The following is a 20,705-nucleotide window of genomic DNA, read 5'->3' as shown; positions in this document are numbered from 1 at the left end:
TTTTATTCTTTTAAAATTTAACGGATAATCCAAACAACACAGATGTAGTGATCGGATAGGAAGAACTGCCCATTTCAGGATCCCATCCTTTCGGATACTTACTTATACAGAACAGGTCGTTCGCTGCAACATAAACACGGGCCCGTTTAATCATCACCTTTTCTGTCCAGGCAGCAGGCAACGTGTATCCCAAAGTCAGATTCTTCAGACGGAAATAACGCCCATTGAACATCCAAAAGTCTGACATGGCATAATTAATAGCGTTATTGGCATACGATAAACGAGGATAAAGAGCCTGTGCATTCTGAGCTTCCGTATTTTTCTCCGACCAATAATAACCATCGATAATAGCCGGAGTATTTCCCCAATTGGACTGAAGAGGTTGTACCATAGCCGGAGACAAACGTGTATTTCTCCGACCGATTCCCTGGAAAGCTACAGAAAAATCAATTCCTTTATACCCCAGGTTCAATGTCCCGCCATACTGGAAACGGGGTAAAGAGCCACCTAACAGAACACGGTCATACTCCGGTGAAATCTTTCCGTCGGGAACACCATCCGGTCCGGATATGTCTTTATATTTAATGTCTCCCAACTGAACATTATCGTTCAGCTTCGGGCCTTTCAAATCCTCATCCGTCAACATCAGGCCGTCACTCAGGTAACCATACCATTCGTTGAACTCACTGCCTTTGATCTTCACCTGATCACCCAGGAATTCGGTACCGCCCAGATCTCCCATTTTAGAAACAAAGTCTGAGAAGTTAACCGATATACCATAGGTCAGATCACCGATCCGGTCATTCCATGCCAACTCGAGATCGTAGCCGTTGGTATACATCTTTCCTGTATTTCTCTGAGGGTTATCGAATCCTACATAATCAGGAATTTCCAATGCCAGTAACATATCTTTGGTTTGCTTGTTGTAATAATCGCCGCTAAAGCGCAGACGGTTATTAAAGAAAGTAGCATCCAGACCGACATCCACAGAACGGGTAGTCTCCCAGGAAATATTCTCGACGGCATAAGCCCATTGTGCAGCCGATAACTCCGGCACAACATTTCCATTCTGATAAAACAGCACGTCACTAAAGTTAATAAATGCCTGATACGGATAATAAAGGGCATTTCCGTCCTTATCGGTAATCCGCTCATTTCCCAGAGTACCGTAAGAAGCTCTCAACTTGAGGAAAGATAACCAATCGATGTCCGCATTTTTCATAAAAGCCTCTTCACTCATCACCCAACCGGCGGAGAAAGAAGGGAAAAATCCCCAGCGATAATCGGAATGGAACCGTGAAGATCCGTCGTAGCGGACATTCGCCTGCAACAAATACCTGTTATCAAAATTATAGGCAACCCGTCCGAACCACGAACGATAAGATAATTCCGTAGCACTACCGCTGTTATCACGGAGGTCTAACGGACCGACATTCAGATAAGGGAAGTTTATCAACTCATACTGATCACGGGAAGCTCCCAGGTTTTCCGCAAAAGAGTTATACATTTCATAACCTGCCATCAGGTTCAGATCGTGCTTGCCGAAGGTTTTCATATAATTCGCTATGCCCTGGATGGTCACATTGTAACTGTCATTTCTATCTTCAGACAATTTTGTCGTATTATAACCTTCCATATAACCACCAACCGTATTCGGATCGTCGGCCAAAGAATAAGAGACTGCCTTACGGAAATGTTTCTTTTTCTCAAACGTATAATTCGGAGCAATTACACCCGAGATCTTTAAACCGTCGAGCGGAGTAATATTGATTGCAGCACGTCCTCCAAGCTGGTTATACCACTCATCCTTAAAACCTCCCGAATTTACATTTGCGTAAGGGTTGTTGCCATTCTTTCCGTCTGCATATTCCCCATTGGCCCATACAGCCGGATAAATCATAGGAGCCAGACGCATGTTAGCGAAAGGGGAGTAATGGGGCTGGTGATTCTTGGTCCGTTTAAAATTAAAGTCCAACGTTGCCCCCAGATATTTATTTACCGTAAAGTCATTATTGGAACGAATCATAAAACGTTCGTAATAACGATCGGCATACAGGCCATCTACTTTGTCATAAACGAACGAAGCATTCGATTTTACAGCTTTGGAACCTCCCGCCACGCTGATCGTATGGGTTTGGCGCGGAGCCGATCCTTTCAGGATCATCCCTACCCAATCCGTCATCGGATATTTATCAGGGTTCGTCAGATAATTTTTCTCCCAGTTGTTTATGTCTTCTTCCGAATAGGCCTGGTTCCAACCTCCGGATTTGTTGTCGTTATAACGCAGTTCATTGGTTGTTTCCAGAAAACGTTTGACACCGACATATTCAGGTTGTTTTGTCGGGATCTCCAACCCGTATTCAAAATTGTAATCAATCGACAGGCTCTTTTCCTGGGCACGTTTGGTTGTGATCAAAATAACACCGGCAGCGGCACGTGAACCGTAAATAGAAGCGGATGCAGCATCTTTCAAGACCGACATACTTTCTACATCATTCGGGTTCACGTCATTAATACCCCCCGGAACACCATCTATTATCACCAGCGGACTGGTATCACCGATAGTCGTAATACCACGGACCCTGATACTACCGGCAGCAGCTCCCGGTGCACTATTATCGCGGGTCACCATCACTCCGGCAACAGAACCTTGCAAAGCCGTCGATAACTGTGTGGTTTTACGGGATGCCAGGTCATCACCTTTGACGGCAGCAACCGCTCCCGTCAAATCCCTTTTTTTCATTGTACCATACCCAACGACAACAACCTCATCCAACATTTCCGAATCTTCTTTCAAAGTAACGGTTACCGTATTTTTACCGGCTACGGATATTTCATTTGTCACATATCCTATATAAGTAATCACTAATGTTGCGTCAGACGCAACATGAAGGGAGAAGCTCCCTTCGGCATTGGTAATGGTACCATTGGTCGTTCCTTTCTCCACGACATTCGCACCGATAACCGGCAGTCCTTCTTCGTCGTAAATGACACCGGAAACCGACTTTGTATTTTGCTGGCCCACAAGAGCATTCAAACGCCCCCCGGCTGCCACTTTGATCAGCACCTGGCGATCTATGATCTGATACTCATATCCGGTATTCCTGAAAACTTGTGCAAGCACCTCTTCCAAAGAAACATCTTTCGCTTTTACGCTCACTTTCCTGTTTACATTTACATGGTTATCATTGAAAAAGAATGTAAACTCACTGTTTTTTTCAATCTCTTTCAGAATCTCAATTATACTACTGTTCTGTTTGTTTATTGAGACTTTGTAATCCTGCGCGTAGGTAGAAGCAGAAATACAACAGGCTACAGCCAGTGAAAATAAAACTGTGATCCTCATAATACGAATTGTTTTTCTGAATAACGGGACACAACAATCCCTGTCATTGTTTTTTTTCATAACTTTGTATTGTTTTTGATAAATAATGAATGCAAGTCATTGGCTTGGACTCCTTAAGACATGCATTTGGTCTAAAACATTCTGATTGGAAGGTACCTGCCGGTATCTTCCAATTTTTTAGGTTAACTGTTTATCCATCCATACGTATTCGTTTTAAGTTATTAATTATTTACTTGAGATTCAATTGATAATTCCCGTTACTTGTTTCCTTGTACTTTAACGGGGATGAGGCTCCCATCATAAAAAGAATTCTTTCAAGAGATTCATCCCTGATCTTAAATGTAAACCGGTACTTATCCGCCAGATCCTGCTGGCACATGATCTTACGCCCATACCATTGTTCCAGACGGGGAATGATCATCGATAACTTTTCATTCTCGAAACTCAGTATCCGTTGCTTTCGCCAGGCTGTATATTTATCCGCATCGACATCCTGCACGGAGGCTGAATTATCTCGTTTGTCAAATACTATTTTCTCATCCGGCGACAGAAGGTATCCGCCATTCTTATTATTCAGAGAGCCGTTGCAATTCACCCTTATCTTTCCATTCAACAGAATGGCCTCCGACTTATTCTCTATACCATAACTGAAAACCTCAAATGCAGTGCCCAGAGCTTCTATATCCATATCAGCAGTATGGACAACAAACGGCTTATGAGGATTCTTATAAACATCGAAGAATGCCTGTCCATCCAGGCTGACTTCCCGCTTTCCGGAGGAAAACTCCGACGGGTAGGTCAATTTACTGCCCGGACCCAACTGGACCTCCGTTCCATCCGGCAACGACACCGATTGCATATTCTGAATACCCGAACTGACAATATACATCGGAGAATCATTCCTCTTTTCCAGGAAAAGGTAAGTCATTCCCCCCAACGCCAGTAACAGCAGTATGGAGGCGACGGCACTATAGATTTTATAGAACTGCGTTTTCCCCGGTCTGTTACCATCTATCCGCCTGCGTATGTACTGCCATATATGCACCCCGTCCGTCCGGTCGAAGGCTGCCGCATCCGGGGCATTTTCCCATTGATCGCCCATCCGTTCCTTTATAGCCACCCGATCGTTCAGGGCAGCTACTTCTTCCTCTGCCAATGCATCCTGCATCAGTTTCTTCAGTATATATTTCTTATCATTCTGATTCATTTCTTCTATGTGCTTTATAATAAATACACCTAACCCGAGCGTGTCCCCCTATCCGGCCATAGATTTTTTTCGATTTTCTGAAATAAAAGAGAAGAGATAACCTATTTACAGGAAAAGAGCAAGCATCGATATATTCTTTCTCAAATACTTTAAAGCTTCACTGATCTGATTTTCTACAGTTTTTTCTGAAATATGCAATAGTTCGGCTATTTCCTTATAACTCTTATTTTCTTTCCGGCTCAGGTTAAATATTTCGCGACGACGCGGAGGGAGTTCATTGATCAGCAGATCGATATAGTCACTCAGGTTCTTAGCCTCTATCTCTTCTTCTATATCATACGAACTTTCCATAGCCGAGATAACGGTCATTTTATAGAAGTCTTCGTTCAGGCTCTTACGGTGTTGGTTAAAGATCAGGTTACGAGTTATAATAAATAATAGTCCTTTGAAATTATCTTCCTGGCGCATAAAGTCACGCGATTCCCAGATTTTGATAAAAACTTCCTGTACGACCTCCTCTGCCGCATCCTTACCGGTCAGATAAAGCCGACTGAAGTTGTATACTTGCCTCCAGTACTTTTTATACAAAGCAGTAAAAGCATCTTTATCACTTTGTTTTAACAATAATATGAGTTCATTATCCTCCATCTCGTTCGTCCAGAATACTGCAAATATAAGAGAATTATTTTATTGTTAATAAATAAAAACAAAATATACCCTGTTTATGGTATATATCAGAATCAATCCGATACCTATCTTTGTTGCATAGATAAGAAACAATTTAAAAACATAAAAGAATATGGGAAAAGTAGCAAAATCATTGACAGACCTGGTCGGTAACACACCGTTACTGGAGTTCTCGAATTTCAATGCAAGCAAGGGAGTAAAAGCGAAACTGATCGGCAAACTGGAGTATTTCAATCCGGCAGGAAGTGTGAAAGACCGCATTGCTCTGGCAATGATCGAAGACGCAGAAAAGAAAGGACTGCTGAAACCGGGAGCGACCATCATCGAACCGACAAGCGGAAATACCGGAGTCGGACTGGCTTTCGTTTCGGCTGCCAAAGGATATAAATTAGTCCTGACGATGCCTGAAACGATGAGTATAGAACGTCGTAACCTGTTAAAAGCACTTGGAGCCCACCTAGTATTAACTCCCGGAGCCGACGGCATGAAGGGAGCCATCGCCAAAGCCGAATCATTACGTGACGAAACACCCGGTTCCATCATCCTGCAACAATTCGAAAATCCGGCTAATCCGGCCAAACATGTGGAAACGACTGCCCAGGAGATCTGGCGTGATACGGACGGCAAAGTCGATATTTTCGTGGCAGGTGTCGGCACAGGTGGAACAGTCAGCGGTGTCGGAGAAGGTTTGAAAGCACATAATCCGGATATAAAGATCGTAGCGGTAGAGCCGAGCGACTCCCCCGTCCTCTCGGGAGGAAAACCGGGACCGCATAAGATACAAGGTATCGGAGCCGGCTTCATCCCTAAAACATATAACGGCAAGTTTGTCGATGAGATCATTCAGGTTGAAAACGACGATGCTATCCGGACCAGCCGTGAACTGGCACAGACAGAAGGTTTGCTTGTCGGCATCTCTTCGGGTGCAGCAGTGTATGCGGCATTGAAACTGGCAGAACTGCCTGAGAATGCCGGAAAGACAATCATCGCCTTACTGCCGGATACAGGGGAACGGTATCTTTCTACGGTACTGTACGCGTTTGAAGAGTATCCGTTGTAAGTGAATATCAGAAATGAACTGTACCATTATAAAAGAGGCTTAGCTGTTACAGGTTCATTTGCCGTCAGTTTTAACTGACGGTTTGCAGATAGTTTATCTCTTTTGGCTTTAGCCACATTTCTCTTTAATGGGGATATATTTTAAAATGGGACTAAAGTCCAAAGAAATAGCCATTTACAAATCCGTCAGTTAAAACTGACGGCAAATGAACCTGTAACAAGCAAGCCTTGCTTGTTATCTCTTCCCCAACAAATAATAGTCAAATATTAAACTAATATCAAAGAAATTCCTATCTTTGCATCCCAAAAACAGCAAGTATGACGGATAGTGAATTAGCACACGAACTTAATTTATTGATATTAAAGACCCGGATGACATTCCGGCAAACGATTCAACGATTACTTAAAAAAAACAATGTCGATATGACCTTCGAGATGCTTCAGGTCATGCATTGCCTATGGAAAGAACAGGGTGTCAGCCAACAAACGCTGGCGGAAAAAACGGCGAAGGACAAGGCATGCCTCACCAACCTGATCAACAACCTGGAGAAAAAAGAATGGGTCGTACGCCGGGAAGATACCAACGACCGGCGTAACAAACTCATATTTCTTACGCCGGAAGGAGAAAAAGTGGCTGAAAAGATAAAGTCACTCCTAAAAGATATGTACACACAGATAGGCAACCAAATGAATACCCGCCACATGGAAGCCTGCATGAAGCATCTGAATAAATTGAATGAGATATTTGATCAGATATAGTTTATTAATGTTACTGTTTATTTGTAAGCCTGTTGCGACTTATTCCCAACAGGCTTACTCGCTTTCTCTCGACGAGTTATTCCGTCTGGGGACAGAGAACAGTTTGCGCCTGCAAGCCTCCCGCATGGAGGAAGTCATCGCGGACGACAAGGAAAAGACGGCAAAGACCTCACGCCTACCCGGTATCAGTATCGGTGCGACGACCGGATATATCGGACAGTCTACCGTCTTCCGTAAAGGATTGGCGCAGCCCGTGCATCCCGACCTGCCCGACTGGTCGCACAATTATAATGTAGAGGTGACCCAACCCGTCTACCGCGGAGGGAAAATCCATTATAACATCAAGCGGGCTTCCCTGGAAAAAGAGATTGCCACACTGAACTCGACCAACAGCGAGGCAGAGATCAAACTCCTTTTGCTGCGCCGGTATATGGACCTTTTCAGCCTTTATAAACAAAGAGACGTATTCGCCCGCAACGTGGAAGAATCCACACACCGGCTGGACGATATCCGCAGGTTGAAGAAGGAAGGCGTCGTCACCCGTAACGATGAGTTGCGCAGCGAACTGCAACTGACCAACGACCAGCTAGCCTGCCGTGAAGCAGACGACGATATTTCCATTGTTTCACAACAGCTCGACGTCCTGCTCGGACTGGACGAGTCGTTACTTCTGCAACCCGATACGACACTGCTTTATACAGCTGTTTCGCTGGAAGACTACGAGATATACGTTCTGCAGGCTTACAGCAACTATCCGGAGTTGCAAATCGCCCGCTATAACACGAAACTGGCGGAAAACGACATTCGCCTGTCGCAAGCAGATTATCTGCCTTCCCTTTCCATCCGGGCCGCCAATACACTGTCACGCCCGTTGAGCACTACGATGGAAGATATGTTTTCCAATAACTGGAATATAGCGTTAAGCCTGTCTTACAACCTGTCTTCCCTCTATCAGAACAAGCATAAAATGCACGAGGCCAAACAATACGTCCGCCTCCGGAAAAACAGGGAAGACCAGATACGGCAGGATATCCGCATCAATGTCAGAAGTGCCTGGATCAGGCATCACGAAGCACTCGACCGTGTACAGGCACTCCTGTTATCGGTCAGGCAGGCCGAAGAGAACTATCGCATCGTACGGAACCGTTATCTGAACCAGTTATCCATCCTGACCGACCTGCTCGATGCCAGCAGTGTCAGGCTCGAAGCCGAACTGCAACTGACGAATGCCCGTACCGAGGCCGTTTACAGCTACTACGAACTGATGCGTTCGTGCGGCAATTTATAACCGATAAAACAATTCTGTATGTCAGCATTACATAAGAAAAGAAAACAATTACTACGGTTGAAGATCAGGAACATCACGCTCAACACGGTCTGTATCCTGCTTGCCTTCGGCGGAATATCGTGGACTGTGAACTATTTCTGGAAATACGTGAACTACGAGATCACCAACGATGCCGTAGTCGACCAGTATATCATCCCCGTTAATATCCGTGTACCGGGATACATCAGAGAAGTCCGTTTCACCGAACATCAGCAAGTCAAGACAGGCGACACGCTTCTTATCCTCGACGACCGTGAATACCGCATCAAACTAAAAGATGCTGCGGCGGCCCTTCTGGATGCACATGCGTCTAAAGACATCTTAAGCTCCGGCATCGAAACCTCGCAGGTGAATATCGGTATTCAGGAAGCGAATATCGCGGAGACGAAAGCCCGTTTGTGGCAACTCGAACAGGATTATCAACGGTATGCCAACCTGCTGGCGGAAGAATCCGTCTCACAACAGCAATATGAACAGGTCAAAGCAAACTACGAAGCTATGAAAGCCCGTTACGATGCTTTGTTGCGCCAAAAGAATGCCGCCCAGTCCCAATACACGGAAACGAGCAAGAAAAGCGGCAGCGTCGAAGCCACGATTCTTCGCAAGGAGGCTGACCTGGAGATGGCGCAACTGAACCTCTCCTATACGGTTGTCACCGCCCCTTTCGACGGATACATGGGACGGCGTACACTGGAAACCGGGCAACTGGTGCAGGCAGGGCAAACCCTCAGCTATCTCGTCCGCGGCAACGACAAATGGATCACTGCCAATTACAAAGAGACACAAATCAGCCACATCTACATCGGGCAGCAGGTCCGTATCAAGGTGGATGCCATCGACAACCGTATCTTCCACGGCACAGTAACGGCTATCTCCGAGGCGACAGGATCGAAATATTCGCTGGTCCCGACCGATAATTCGGCCGGTAATTTTGTCAAGATACAGCAACGTATCCCCGTGCGGATCGACCTCACAGATGTTTCGCCTGAAGATATGAATCTGCTCCGTGCCGGAATGATGGTGGAGACGGAAGCATTGAAGAAACAGTGAAAGATACGTATTACACGGATTTTCTTATTTAAAGCAAATAGAAGCATATGGCTCAACAGGTTTTACTGAATGTCCCGATACGCCCCTGGGTTCCCCGGTGGCTTGGGATTGTCACGGCCTTTGTCGTCATGCTGCCGATCATCCTCATCAACGGAGCTTATACGGGGAATATCACCGAAGTTTCGGGAACGCTCGGCGTATTGAGCGAGGATATCAGTATGGCCTACTATGCGACATCGGCAGGCATGGCAGTCTCCTACCCGCTTATCCCCAAGGTCCGCCCGGTGGTAACGACCAAGACAATCCTGTTGATCGACCTGCTGTTGCAGGTTATATTGAGCTTTATTTGTGCACAGGTGAACCAGATGGATATCATCATTGTCTGTAGTTTCTTTATCGGTTTCCTGAAAGGGTTTGCCATGCTGGAAATCATCCTGATGATCCGCCCGCTTTTCAGTCCGCAGAATGTCCGCAGCGAGTTTTATGCCTATTTCTACCCTATCGTCTTTTCGGCGGGGCAGATATCGATGGCAATCACGGCACAGCTCGCCTACTACTATCAATGGCAGTATATGTATTATTTCGTTATCCTGCTGTTGCTGGTCGCCATCTCTTTTGTCCTGATGTTTTTCCGGTATGCGAAGCGCCCCGTTCATTTTCCTTTTAAGGAGATAGACTGGAAAAGCATCCTGATCATGGCCTCTATCCTGCTCTTCACGATCTGGTCGGCCACATACGGCAAAACGCTCGACTGGTTCTCATCCGCCAAGATCACCCTGTACGTATTGTCATTGCCGGTATTGGCCTGGTTGTTCGTTTCACGGCAAAAGACACAAAAAAATCCTTATATCCGGCTGGAAATACTGAATAGCAGCAAAGCATTGATCGGTTATTTCTTTATGATGCTGGTCATGTTCTTTTCGGCTACGAGTTCGCTGGTCACAAGCTATATGAATAACATCATACGGGTCGACAGCGTGCATGCCAACTTTCTGAACCTCTGGATGCTACCGGGCTTTATCGGCGGGGCGGTAGTTTGCTTCTGGTGGTTCCGCTGGCAGCGGTGGCGTTTCCGTATACTGATAGCCTCGGGAATGGCGTGTTATGTGTTTTATCTTGCTATCCTTTATTTCGGAATCACGCCGGACGGGACGTATGAAATGTTGTATCTTCCGATGTTCCTCCGGGGCATGGGGATGATGATCCTGTTTATCGCTTTCGGGGTGTATGCGGTGGAGGATATGAATCCGAAGTTGATGATATATAATGCTTTCTTCCTGATCAGTTGCCGTTCGGTGATAGCTCCTGCCCTGTCGTCGGCATTCTTTAACAATATACTTTACCGCCTGCAATTACGGGGTATGACAACCCTTTCGGAAAATATGGACCTGCAAAACCCACTGGCGGCACAGCAATATAATCAGTCTCTCAACAATGCGCTGGCACAGGGGCATAATATGACCGATGCCACCCAGCTTGCAACCAATAGCTTGTATGCAACGCTGCAATCGCAAAGTTTACTGCTTGCGCTGAAAACGATTATCGGTTATGTGTTGATATTCGCCATCGTAATAATGGTTATTTCTCGCTTTACTCCTTTCCATAAGACACTAAAAGTGGAGATTGTGAAGACGGGAGATGATATGGTGTAATGTGTTACTTTTCTCTGGATGAAAAAGTAGATTCAAATATAATATTCCGTCGTATCGACAATCCCGGCACGCAACGCATACTTGGTTGCTTCATGCACATTGTTGACTTCCAGTTTTCGGAAGATATTCTTTCGGTGGGTGGTGATGGTATGGATGCTGGAGAAACGTTCGGAAGCTATCTCTTTGGTCGTTTTTCCCAAAGCGATGGACTTTAATATCTCTTTTTCCGTGGAGGTCAGTATCGGGTGCTCTTTCGGTTCACGAACAGAGTTCTTATTCGAAAGCAGGTGATGGATTCGCTGGCAGATAAAACGCCGGGAATGCAAAGCCGATCGTAAGGCTTCCTGTATCTCATCCGATGAAGCATCTTTCAGGACAATACCGAATGCCTCGCTGCTGAAAAGGATGCGGCGGATAAAATCTTCACTCAGCTCGTCACTGAAAAGTATCCAGGATACCTGCTTGAAACGTTCCTGCACGATCAGCAGTTCGTCGGCACTCGCCAGGTCGAAAAGCGTATAATCGAGCAGGACAACAGCCTGCGGATATTGTTGCAGAAGTTGGAGCAGTTCATGTTTACCGGCAGCCTCGGTTACAAGCGAGAAGTCCGGCATCTTATCAGTCAGATATAAGATGCCGGCTTTCGTGATATCCTGATTATCGGCTATGATCAATGTTCGCATCAGCTGGTTACGGATAAGGCTTGTTCAATATCATTGTACAGATCATCGACCGGTTCAAGGCCGACCGACAGGCGGACCGTCTGCTGACTGATATCCATATCCCGACGCTGCTCCTCCGTGAAACTGCCGTAGATGGTACTGGCAGGATGGATAGCCAATGTCTTGTTATCAAACAGATTCGTAGCCCTGCGAATCAACTTCAGGCGATTCATAAAGGCAAAACAGGCTTCGCGGGCAGGCAGGTCGAACGTCAGCATCGCTCCGGGATAACGACCGAACTGGGAAGTGCTCAGTTGGTAATACGGATTATCTTCCAGCCCGGTATAATTGACGGACACGATGCCATGCAGGCTTTGCAAACGTTTTGCCAACTCCAGGCAGGTGGAAGCCTGCCGTTCAAAACGGAGCTGCATAGTTTCCAGGCCCAATGTCTGCATATAAGCGACCTGCGGCGTCATATAGGCTCCCAGATTCCGGTGGATCTCTTTACGCAGGCGGGCTGTGAATGCACGTTCGCCATATTGTTCATACCAATGTTTCAGGATGAATGAACGGCTCCAGTCGAATGTTCCGTTGTCGAGGATCAGCCCTCCTACACTCGTTGCACCTCCGGAAATATATTTGGTACTGGATACGATCTCGATGTCTATCCCGAAATCCTTTCCGTGGAAAACCGTGAAAGGGACGATCGTCGTATCTGCGATCAAGGGAACTTTGGCCTCTCCGGCGATAGACGATAATAGCTTTAAATCGACCACTTCCAATTGAGGATTGGTGATCACTTCCACAAATACAGCGCAGGTATTGTAATCGACATTTGCACGAACCTCATCCGGATTTGTCAGGTCACAGAAACGTGCTTCGACTCCGAATGCGGCCAATGTCGTTTTCATCAGCGAATAGGTATTACCGAAGAGATGGGGAGAAGTCACGATATTCGCCCCGGAGAAGCCGATCGCCATCAAGGTATTGCAGATAGCAGCCATTCCGGAGTTGAGCGCAGTCACACTCATCGCTCCGGTGATAGCCTGTATGCGATCTTCAAAATATTGCACGGTCGGATTCGTTATCCGCGAATAAGCATGGTCGGTCGTGCAGCCGCAGAAAGCGGCTTCCATGGCTTCGGCGGAATCAAATTCGTAGGCCGCTGTGTGATAGACCGGCATAGACAACGCGTTGTAGGCATCCGGCCTTTCGTAAGGAGTATGAAGCAAACGGGCTTCAATGCTATTTTCTTTCATTTTGTACTATCCTTGAGTAATTTTCTTTTTGCCGGTACAAATGTATGATTCATTTACATTCGGAGTATACAAAATGAGATTTTTTTACCATCCTCCCGGTCTTCCGCCACCGCCGATATTCCCTCCGCCGCCCGGTCCGCCGGAGTAAGAACCGACAGTTGTGACTATCGAACTAACGGTAAAGGTGGCGGCCTGTGTACCGCCGGAATAGGTCGATCCGGTATATAAGCCATAAAAATCAGAGCCACCCGTAGCTGTTCCTCCGGTATAGATGGTATAGCCCGAACCGGATGTAAGGGCAGGACTACTGAATAATAATGTCATTTGCTGGAGCGTACGCGGTATCTTGAAAGTCAGGATATCGGCACCATCATCCGAGCTTATATGGAATAATGTATTTTGAGTACCGCTTCCACCGTAGATCAGGGAAGATTGAGTGCATGCGTTAGTGGTCGGTGTGCTGGTGCTTCCTCCTACTCCGATGATTGTGCCGCCGGTGATCTTGAATGTATTCTGGTCACAGTCAAAACCATCTTCCGGCGAAGATGTACCGATGGAGATGACAGTGCCTCCGGTAATCGTCAACGTGCCGTTAGAGTCGATGCCGTCGTTTGCGGTGCTGTAACAATAAATGTCTCCGCCATTAATGACAATGGAAGTGGCGGCATTGATACAGTCATCGTAAGCCTCGACGATGATATAGCCGTCGTTAATGACCAGTTCGCGCTTGCTCTCGATACCTTCCGCTTCCGAACGGGAGGTTTTTACCGTTATATTTCCTCCGTTGATAGTCAGGTTGCCCAGGCTTTTTATTCCTTTGGCGGAAGTGCCCGTTGTCGTTATACGGATCGTTCCTCCGTTGATATCCATGTAGGGATTAATAGATGAATCGGAGCCTTCGTAGGAGGTGGTGATTCCTTCATCACCGCTGACGATCGTAATATCGCCGTCCTGGATAAGGATATAGCCTTCTTCACATTCTATGGCGTCGGTTACCGCATGGATCGTCAAGGTTCCTCCGTCTATTATGACGGCATCGTTCGTATGGATACCGTCCGAGACTTTACTGGTAAGCATGAAATTTCCTTCATAAATACGAACATAGTCGTCACTGCAAATGGCATGCTTGTTATTACCGTTGACCGTCAGCGAGCCGTTACCGTTGAAAATCAGCTGGCCTTCACTGAAAAAGGCTGCTTTCTGGTCTTCGCTGCCATTTGTTGCATAGGAGGAACCATCCGTCAATATATTCTGCGTGTTATCATTCAGCTGGACAAATACCCGTTTATGTGATTGGATATTAACAGCCGGACCGGAAGGGTTGGTGATGGATACACCATCCAGTGTCAGCTTGAATTTATAGTCGCTGTAAATCTTTACCATCCCGTTGGTCGTCGAACCGGAGAGAACATATTCCATTTCTTCGGCTGTCGAAACGATCGTCACTTGTCCGTCACTAATCTGAACAGATACGCCGTTGTCCGACATCGGGTTGGAGACTGTGACCGTGTTATCAAAAGAAACCGTGACCGTACTGGAAAAAGAAGAGTTATCTACCTGATCATTCTCATCGTCCGGGACAGCCTTTGTTTCCTCACCGGAAGAAATGTCGTCTGCACTGCATGCCGGTAAAGACGGTACCAGTATGAACAGGGAAACAGCAAACAGATAGCTCTTTACAATGGTATATTTTATCATATCCTTTTGTTTTTTGATCTCCAAAAATAGCGTTCCCTCCTATCTTCTAAAAAAAGAATCTGTAAACGGGATGTTTTTATCAATGAAATAAATCTTATATTGTATTATTTCATTTATTATCAGATTATCGATAACCTCACAAAAGTAAGTACAACTGAAAAGTGACTACCGGATAGGAGCAGATAGGGATGGTTAGTGCTGGATAAAGACAGTTAATCTTTATTGGAAAAAGAGCTGACAACCGCTGTCGAAACATAGGTGTTTTAACGACAAAACATATATGATTTGCAAACGAAACATATATGTTTTGGATAATGATTTACTTTGTAATAGAGCGTTAGAGAACGGTTTGACCTCTACTAAAAAAATTGAAAAAATGCCCTATTATAAATTCTATATTAAAGATACTTCTATCTATATTTAAAGAGAGACCGGTCCGTGTGTATAAGGTGTGTTTTATAACTTGTTTTGGATACCTGAAATTCAATCGATGCAGCGTATAGGAAACGTATAACTCAGCGTATAACTTAATTTCTTTAATTGTACGATATAGAACTAGGATCAAAACATTTGGTCCTACAATCTAATTATGCCTGATCGGAGTTCCGAAAATTTTGATTCAGAAATTATCAGATTTGAGTCTGTGCATTTCCATATCAGAGTATCAACTCTGTCAGATTACTATTTACCATGAAATAAATCAATTAATATAAACGAATAAAAAAAGATTGGCTATATTTGTTGAAACTCCATTAGGAGGTAACTAAAAACAATTAGCTATGAACAAATTTATCAATCCCTTCTCGGATTACGGCTGGAAACGTATTTTCGGCAGTGAAGTAAGTAAAGATCTTATCATCAGCTTCTTGAATGAAGTAATTCAACAAGAAGTAATCGTAGACATCACTTTTAGGAATGTAGAGATGTTAGGGCTGAAACAAGACCAGCGGCGTGCCGTATTCGACATCTTCTGTGAGAATGAAAAGGGGGAAGTCTTCATCGTAGAGATGCAGAAAAGTCGGCAGAAATACTTTTCAGACAGGGTGTTATACTATGCTTCTTTTGCAATCCAGCAACAATCCATGATCGTAAAGGAAAAGCTGGCAAAGGAGTCTGATGAAAAAATTCGTAAACAATGGAATTATCACATTAGTAAAGTGTATGTTATTTGCGTACTGAATTATATTATGGACCCTTCCCTCCCGGAGAAATACCGCTGGGATATCGTGCGTATGGACCGCGAACTGAAGGTGCCCTTCAGCGAAACGCTCAACGAGATTTATCTTGAAATGCCGAAATTTGTGTTACCTTTGCGTTTATGCGACACTCTTTATAAGAAGTGGTTATATGTATTAAACAATATCGAGATCATGGAACGATTACCCAAAGAACTCAACAACCAAATTTTCCGCAAGCTTAAAAGCATTGTGGAAGTAGCGAGTATGACGCCCGATCAACGTCTGGAATATGAATTAAGCATCTCTGTCGAACGTGACCTTTCCGCGGCCCTCGATACCAGCTTCGAGGATGGGATGGAGAAAGGGCTTGAGAAAGGCAAAGCGGAAGAACAACGTCTGATTGCTGTAAATATGAAAAGACAGGGCATAGATGTTGAAACAATTGCCAAATGTACCAGTCTGCCTGTTGAAGAAATAGAACGATTGTAATTTGTTCATATTATGTTCAATCAGCAAAGTAATCCAGCCTTCGGACAACTTTGCTGATTTTTTGTTTCATTTCTTTCTACTAATGAATCTTTCTCTCCTACCTATATCTCAAAAAATATTTTCATTGAATAAAACCGCCACTTCACTGATTTTTTTTTCCTATCAATAAAAGCATCTCTATTTTTGAAACCACAATGTAGAGATTTAGTAAGAGGTTTAGTTATTAGTCTGAAAAGTAATATGGAAGAAAAGGTTATCGACACTATTCTAAAAAGCTTCCCCTCCATCTCCCTGAGTGAGATGGAGGGTGTCCGGTTGATGAACCGGATAGATACCAAGTACACGACAACGTCGGAGCAATTGGTCTGTTTCCTTCGCCTGTTGCAAAAGGACTATTATATACAGGAAATAAACGGTAAACGTGTCAGCCCCTATCACACCGTCTATCTGGATACACCGGGACTATCCATGTATCTGGCACACCAGAACGGACGCAAAACCCGCGAAAAAATACGCATGCGTTCCTATATAGATTCCTGCCGGACTTTCCTTGAGATAAAAGATAAAAACAATAAAGGAAGAACACGAAAAGTACGAATGCCCCTCTCCTCTATGAACTCATACCTGGTCACGGAAGCAGAAGTGTTTCTTTATGAACATGCTTCCTTTCAGTTGCAAGACTTAACGTTACAGGTTGAAAACCAGTTCAACCGTATCACCCTGGTCAACCGGGAGAAAACAGAACGGCTTACCATCGATACGGATCTCTGCTTCCGCCATCTCTCTTCCGGAAAAGAACAATCGTTACCCGGACTGGTCATTATCGAACTGAAGCAGGACGGAAATATCCCCTCCCGCGCCAAAGTATACCTTTCGCAATTACATATCCACTCGGTAAGTATCAGTAAATATTGCCTGGGTATGCTCCTGACGAACCCGGAAGCCAAACGCAACCGCTTTAAAAAGAAACTCACTCAAATAAATAAACTAGCAAACTATTCTTATGGATACATTATTTGATATCGTAGAGGAAACGCAGTTGATGGGCACTCCCGTAATGGATACGGAAGCGTTCATGCAACTGCTTATCCGGTTCTTTTTCAACTTCGTGATTGTCGGGATCATCATCCATTTCTTTTATTACCCGAAGAGCCGGCGGAGGGATTACTATTTCACATTCTCCCTGATCAATGTCAGTGTCTTTTTCCTGATCATCCTGATGGGAAGCGTGAAGCTGAAGATCGGTTTTGCCCTGGGTATATTTGCCATCTTCGGGATCATCCGCTACCGGACAGAATCGGTCCCTATCCGCGAAATGACGTATCTCTTCATCATTATCGCCCTATCCGTTATCAATGCCTTGTCTGTACAGATCAGTTATGCCGAACTGATTGCGACAAACTGTATCTTTATCCTTGTCACCTGGCTGCTGGAAAGCGAACGCTGGCTGAAACATGTATCCTGCAAACTAATCCTGTATGATAAAATCCAGCTGATCGTTCCGGAAAAACGCAAAGAGCTGATAGCAGACCTCCGCCACCGTACCGGACTGAATATACAAAAGATTGAGATCGGGCATATCGATTTCCTGCGCGATGCGGCATTCATCAAGGTATATTATGAATCCGAAGTGAGGGAGATCAATTCGGTCGATACAGTAACCCGTTTCCCTCGGGAAGGAGAATAAAAACATTTAAATATATCGATCATGAAACAGCTAAAGATACTATTTTTTACCGCTTCCCTGCTGACTATCCATACTCTTTCAGCACAGGACGACCTGGGCTCCTCCCTTAGCGCCGACATTACTAAAAGGATCATCCCCGGGTTGAACCTGTCGCTGGAAGAAGACTTCCGGCTGCGTGATAACCTGAGTGAGGTCGACCGTTTTTCGACTACACTCGAACTGAGTTATAAGCCCTGGAAGTTCCTGAAATTAGGCGGTGCCTACAACCTGATCAACTATAACCATGAGACGAAAGGTTGGGAAGTGCGCCACCGGTATTATTTTTTTGCCACCGGTTCTTACCGTATTAACCGCTTTACCGTATCTTTACGGGAGCGTTTTCAGAGTACCTACCGTGTCGGAGTGAAGGAAACAAGCAAACGGGCAAACCCGAAACTGTATCTTCGCAGCCGTCTGGAGGTGGAATACGATATAAGGAATTGCAAATTCGAGCCTTTTGCCTCTGTTGAGCTATACAATACACTGAACGATCCGCAGGGAAATAAGATGAACAAGTTGAAATACACGGCAGGAAGCAAATATAAGCTGAACAAGCGTAATTCGTTACAACTCTATTATCGTTACGTCAACTTCAAAGACGATGACGAAGGAAACGGTAAACATATGATAGGATTGGGATATTCATATAAATTCTGACAGCAATGGAGAAACAGGAACGACGACAGAAGCTACTGGAAAACCTGATCTACCTGATTATCTGGGTAGTCATTCTGGTGTCCCCGCTTCTGGAACATAAATATAACGGAGAGACGATCAACTGGAACGATATTTTCCGCGCCTGGAAAATGATCGCACCTTTCTTTATCCTTTTCCTGATCAATAATTATGTGCTTATTCCTTTTTTACTGATAAGGAAAAAGTCATGGCTTTACCTGCTATTCTCCTTGCTGACTGTCTGCCTGATATTTGCCTTGAATCCTTTCGTCAAACTCAAACGACCCGGAGGAATGGAGAAACATCCGCCACGCGAATTTATGATGAACCGGCCGCCGAAAGAGGAAATGCCGGGACCTAAATTCCCGATGGAGAAAGAACCGCCCAGGCAAGCTATGCGCCCACCGATGTGGCAGATGCCGGGGATGATCTCTCCTATGGTAAACTTCATCCTGACAGCTATCCTGGTACTCGGTCTGAATGTTGCCATTAAGCTCCTGTTCAAATCGATCCGTGACGAGCACCGGATGAAGGAACTGGAGAAACATACCTTACAAACAGAACTGGAATACCTGAAACATCAGATCAATCCGCATTTCTTTATGAATACGCTCAACAATATCCATGCGCTTATCGACCTGGATACGGAAAAAGCGAAAGAGACCGTTCTTGAGTTATCCAAAATGATGCGTTATGTTTTATATGATGCCACCCAGCCCACCTTGCCGCTGGCTAAAGAGATCGCATTCCTGGATAATTATATCGGATTGATGAAACTCCGCTATACGGACCAGGTTGAAATAGGGGTATCTCTCCCGGAAGAGATACCGAACATACAGATTCCTCCCCTGCTCTTCATTTCTTTTCTTGAAAATGCGTTCAAGCATGGGATCAGTTACCGCCGGAAGTCATTCATCCACTTGTCGATGGAGGTTAAAGAGAACGAAATAGAATGCCTCGTGATCAACAGCAGTTTCAACAATGCGACCGAACAACACAAAGGGATAGGACTTGAAAATGTGAAGAAGCGGCTCCGTTTGTTATACGACAATGATTATACGCTGGATATCCAAAGTGAGAATAATGAATATCGTGTTTTACTGATAATACCCATACAATCATGATCAGATGTATTGCCATTGATGATGAGCCGCTGGCGCTCACACAAATAACCGGTTATATAGAAAAAGTTCCTTTTCTTCAACTGGTCAAAAGTTGTTCGAGTGCACTCGAAGCACTCGACGTGATTGCTTCGCAACCCGTCGACCTTATTTTTGCCGACATCAATATGCCGGATCTGAATGGGATGGATTTCGTTAAGTCACTGGTAAAGAAACCGCTTGTTATCTTTACAACCGCTTATTCGGAATATGCCGTAGAAGGTTTCCGCGTGGATGCGCTCGATTATCTGCTAAAGCCATTCGGATACGGCGATTTCCTGAAAGCGGCAAACAAAGCATTGCGACAGATGGAATTACTAAAACCATCCGCCATAGTCCCTGAAGTAAAAGATGAAAACAGCCCGTCGGAAAGCAAAGACCTTTACATCAAAGCGGATTACAAAATGATCCGGATAGATATGAGCAAGATCCTGTATATCGAAAGCCAGAATGAATATGTCCGCATCTTTACCGAAGACCAGAAGCCGGTCATGTCTCTTATCAGCATGAAATTACTGGAAGAGAAATTACCTTCGGGCAAATTCATGCGTGTGCATCGTTCGTATATGGTAAACCTCTCAAAGATAACGGCAGTAGCCAATAACCGTATCATTTTCGGAAAGGACACTTATATCCCTATCGGCAACCAGTATAAAGATAAATTCACTCAATATCTGGATACCCGCTTCCTCGGGAAATAGATGTTATTTATCTGTAGATATAAGGCATCTTACAGAATTATCAAACAAATATTAGCAGATCCAAACG

The 20,705-nt window shown here is 44.9% G+C and carries 17 protein-coding genes; 11 read left to right on the top strand and 6 right to left on the bottom strand.

Features of this window, described 5'->3' with window-relative positions; translation table 11 throughout:
* Nucleotides 1–10 precede the first annotated feature (10 nt).
* The 3 genes from DWX23_RS09300 to DWX23_RS09290 form a co-directional block, all read right to left on the bottom strand.
* Nucleotides 11–3,406, bottom strand: a complete 3,396-nt coding sequence (locus DWX23_RS09300; protein WP_122374274.1) for a TonB-dependent receptor — start codon at nt 3,404–3,406, stop codon at nt 11–13.
* Between the two features lie 169 nt (nt 3,407–3,575).
* Nucleotides 3,576–4,553 (bottom strand): FecR family protein, encoded by a 978-nt coding sequence (locus DWX23_RS09295; protein WP_122374273.1) that lies wholly within the window; start codon nt 4,551–4,553, stop codon nt 3,576–3,578.
* A 105-nt stretch (nt 4,554–4,658) separates the two neighbouring features.
* A complete protein-coding gene (locus tag DWX23_RS09290; RefSeq protein WP_122352378.1) occupies nt 4,659–5,201 on the bottom strand; it encodes an RNA polymerase sigma-70 factor in 543 nt (180 codons plus the stop codon).
* 151 nt (nt 5,202–5,352) lie between these two features.
* Here DWX23_RS09290 and cysK point away from each other — a divergent pair, with 151 nt between their 5' ends.
* From cysK to DWX23_RS09265, 5 genes are all read left to right on the top strand, one after another.
* On the top strand, nt 5,353–6,300 hold the full coding sequence (cysK, locus tag DWX23_RS09285; RefSeq protein WP_122374272.1) for a cysteine synthase A: 948 nt from the start codon (nt 5,353–5,355) through the stop codon (nt 6,298–6,300).
* Nucleotides 6,301–6,617: 317 nt separating this feature from the next.
* Nucleotides 6,618–7,058 (top strand): MarR family winged helix-turn-helix transcriptional regulator, encoded by a 441-nt coding sequence (locus DWX23_RS09280; RefSeq protein WP_122374271.1) that lies wholly within the window; start codon nt 6,618–6,620, stop codon nt 7,056–7,058.
* Nucleotides 7,036–8,346, top strand: coding sequence for a TolC family protein (locus DWX23_RS09275; RefSeq protein WP_122374270.1), 1,311 nt, complete (start codon nt 7,036–7,038; stop codon nt 8,344–8,346). The genes DWX23_RS09280 and DWX23_RS09275 overlap by 23 nt, the downstream gene beginning before the upstream one ends.
* Before the next feature lie 18 nt (nt 8,347–8,364).
* On the top strand, nt 8,365–9,435 hold the full coding sequence (locus DWX23_RS09270; RefSeq protein ID WP_122374269.1) for an HlyD family secretion protein: 1,071 nt from the start codon (nt 8,365–8,367) through the stop codon (nt 9,433–9,435).
* Between the two features lie 47 nt (nt 9,436–9,482).
* A complete protein-coding gene (locus DWX23_RS09265; protein WP_122374268.1) occupies nt 9,483–11,087 on the top strand; it encodes an MFS transporter in 1,605 nt (534 codons plus the stop codon).
* Between the two features lie 32 nt (nt 11,088–11,119).
* Here the strand turns inward: DWX23_RS09265 and DWX23_RS09260 are convergent, their stop codons facing one another.
* The 3 genes from DWX23_RS09260 to DWX23_RS09250 all read right to left on the bottom strand — a co-directional run bounded on the left by DWX23_RS09260 (nt 11,120) and on the right by DWX23_RS09250 (nt 14,709).
* Complete coding sequence (locus tag DWX23_RS09260) at nt 11,120–11,770, bottom strand: response regulator transcription factor (protein WP_122374267.1); 651 nt, start codon at nt 11,768–11,770, stop codon at nt 11,120–11,122.
* Nucleotides 11,770–13,011 carry a PLP-dependent transferase gene (locus DWX23_RS09255; RefSeq protein ID WP_122374266.1) on the bottom strand — a complete coding sequence of 414 codons (1,242 nt, stop codon included), beginning with the start codon at nt 13,009–13,011 and terminating at the stop codon, nt 11,770–11,772. Before DWX23_RS09255 ends, DWX23_RS09260 begins: the two co-directional genes overlap by 1 nt.
* A gap of 84 nt (nt 13,012–13,095) precedes the next feature.
* Nucleotides 13,096–14,709, bottom strand: coding sequence for a carbohydrate-binding domain-containing protein (locus DWX23_RS09250; RefSeq protein WP_122374265.1), 1,614 nt, complete (start codon nt 14,707–14,709; stop codon nt 13,096–13,098).
* Nucleotides 14,710–15,488: 779 nt separating this feature from the next.
* On the opposite strand from DWX23_RS09250, the gene DWX23_RS09245 reads away from it, so the two are divergent.
* The 6 genes from DWX23_RS09245 to DWX23_RS09220 all read left to right on the top strand — a co-directional run bounded on the left by DWX23_RS09245 (nt 15,489) and on the right by DWX23_RS09220 (nt 20,638).
* The gene (locus tag DWX23_RS09245; RefSeq protein ID WP_122374264.1) at nt 15,489–16,376 is read left to right on the top strand and encodes an Rpn family recombination-promoting nuclease/putative transposase; all 888 of its coding nucleotides are present in this window, start codon (nt 15,489–15,491) and stop codon (nt 16,374–16,376) included.
* A 240-nt stretch (nt 16,377–16,616) separates the two neighbouring features.
* Complete coding sequence (locus tag DWX23_RS09240; RefSeq protein ID WP_122374263.1) at nt 16,617–17,396, top strand: polyphosphate polymerase domain-containing protein; 780 nt, start codon at nt 16,617–16,619, stop codon at nt 17,394–17,396.
* A complete protein-coding gene (locus tag DWX23_RS09235; RefSeq protein WP_122374262.1) occupies nt 17,380–18,063 on the top strand; it encodes a DUF4956 domain-containing protein in 684 nt (227 codons plus the stop codon). The genes DWX23_RS09240 and DWX23_RS09235 overlap by 17 nt, the downstream gene beginning before the upstream one ends.
* Before the next feature lie 21 nt (nt 18,064–18,084).
* Entirely contained in the window at nt 18,085–18,759 is a 675-nt protein-coding gene (locus DWX23_RS09230) for a DUF2490 domain-containing protein (protein WP_122354886.1), read from the top strand.
* A gap of 5 nt (nt 18,760–18,764) precedes the next feature.
* Nucleotides 18,765–19,901, top strand: a complete 1,137-nt coding sequence (locus DWX23_RS09225; protein WP_122354888.1) for a sensor histidine kinase — start codon at nt 18,765–18,767, stop codon at nt 19,899–19,901.
* On the top strand, nt 19,898–20,638 hold the full coding sequence (locus tag DWX23_RS09220; RefSeq protein WP_122354890.1) for a LytTR family DNA-binding domain-containing protein: 741 nt from the start codon (nt 19,898–19,900) through the stop codon (nt 20,636–20,638). The genes DWX23_RS09225 and DWX23_RS09220 overlap by 4 nt, the downstream gene beginning before the upstream one ends.
* Nucleotides 20,639–20,705 lie beyond the last annotated feature (67 nt).

Origin of the sequence: Parabacteroides sp. AF18-52 (assembly GCF_003479145.1) — a bacterium.
Lineage (GTDB): Bacteria > Bacteroidota > Bacteroidia > Bacteroidales > Tannerellaceae > Parabacteroides > Parabacteroides faecis.
The sequence above is the reverse complement of the archived record's forward strand: the minus strand, read 5'-3'. Positions and strand labels throughout refer to the sequence as shown.

What these genes read in the sequence shown, in the direction of transcription:
- DWX23_RS09220 (WP_122354890.1), top strand. Translation starts at nt 19,898, where the DNA reads ATGATCAGATGTATTGCCATTGATGATGAGCCGCTGGCGCTCACACAA.
- DWX23_RS09250 (WP_122374265.1), bottom strand. Translation starts at nt 14,709, where the DNA reads ATGATAAAATATACCATTGTAAAGAGCTATCTGTTTGCTGTTTCCCTG.
- DWX23_RS09240 (WP_122374263.1), top strand. Translation starts at nt 16,617, where the DNA reads ATGGAAGAAAAGGTTATCGACACTATTCTAAAAAGCTTCCCCTCCATC.
- DWX23_RS09265 (WP_122374268.1), top strand. Translation starts at nt 9,483, where the DNA reads ATGGCTCAACAGGTTTTACTGAATGTCCCGATACGCCCCTGGGTTCCC.
- DWX23_RS09235 (WP_122374262.1), top strand. Translation starts at nt 17,380, where the DNA reads ATGGATACATTATTTGATATCGTAGAGGAAACGCAGTTGATGGGCACT.
- DWX23_RS09295 (WP_122374273.1), bottom strand. Translation starts at nt 4,553, where the DNA reads ATGAATCAGAATGATAAGAAATATATACTGAAGAAACTGATGCAGGAT.
- DWX23_RS09230 (WP_122354886.1), top strand. Translation starts at nt 18,085, where the DNA reads ATGAAACAGCTAAAGATACTATTTTTTACCGCTTCCCTGCTGACTATC.
- DWX23_RS09280 (WP_122374271.1), top strand. Translation starts at nt 6,618, where the DNA reads ATGACGGATAGTGAATTAGCACACGAACTTAATTTATTGATATTAAAG.
- DWX23_RS09270 (WP_122374269.1), top strand. Translation starts at nt 8,365, where the DNA reads ATGTCAGCATTACATAAGAAAAGAAAACAATTACTACGGTTGAAGATC.
- DWX23_RS09245 (WP_122374264.1), top strand. Translation starts at nt 15,489, where the DNA reads ATGAACAAATTTATCAATCCCTTCTCGGATTACGGCTGGAAACGTATT.
- DWX23_RS09290 (WP_122352378.1), bottom strand. Translation starts at nt 5,201, where the DNA reads ATGGAGGATAATGAACTCATATTATTGTTAAAACAAAGTGATAAAGAT.
- DWX23_RS09275 (WP_122374270.1), top strand. Translation starts at nt 7,036, where the DNA reads ATGAGATATTTGATCAGATATAGTTTATTAATGTTACTGTTTATTTGT.
- DWX23_RS09260 (WP_122374267.1), bottom strand. Translation starts at nt 11,770, where the DNA reads ATGCGAACATTGATCATAGCCGATAATCAGGATATCACGAAAGCCGGC.
- DWX23_RS09300 (WP_122374274.1), bottom strand. Translation starts at nt 3,406, where the DNA reads ATGAAAAAAAACAATGACAGGGATTGTTGTGTCCCGTTATTCAGAAAA.
- DWX23_RS09255 (WP_122374266.1), bottom strand. Translation starts at nt 13,011, where the DNA reads ATGAAAGAAAATAGCATTGAAGCCCGTTTGCTTCATACTCCTTACGAA.
- cysK (WP_122374272.1), top strand. Translation starts at nt 5,353, where the DNA reads ATGGGAAAAGTAGCAAAATCATTGACAGACCTGGTCGGTAACACACCG.
- DWX23_RS09225 (WP_122354888.1), top strand. Translation starts at nt 18,765, where the DNA reads ATGGAGAAACAGGAACGACGACAGAAGCTACTGGAAAACCTGATCTAC.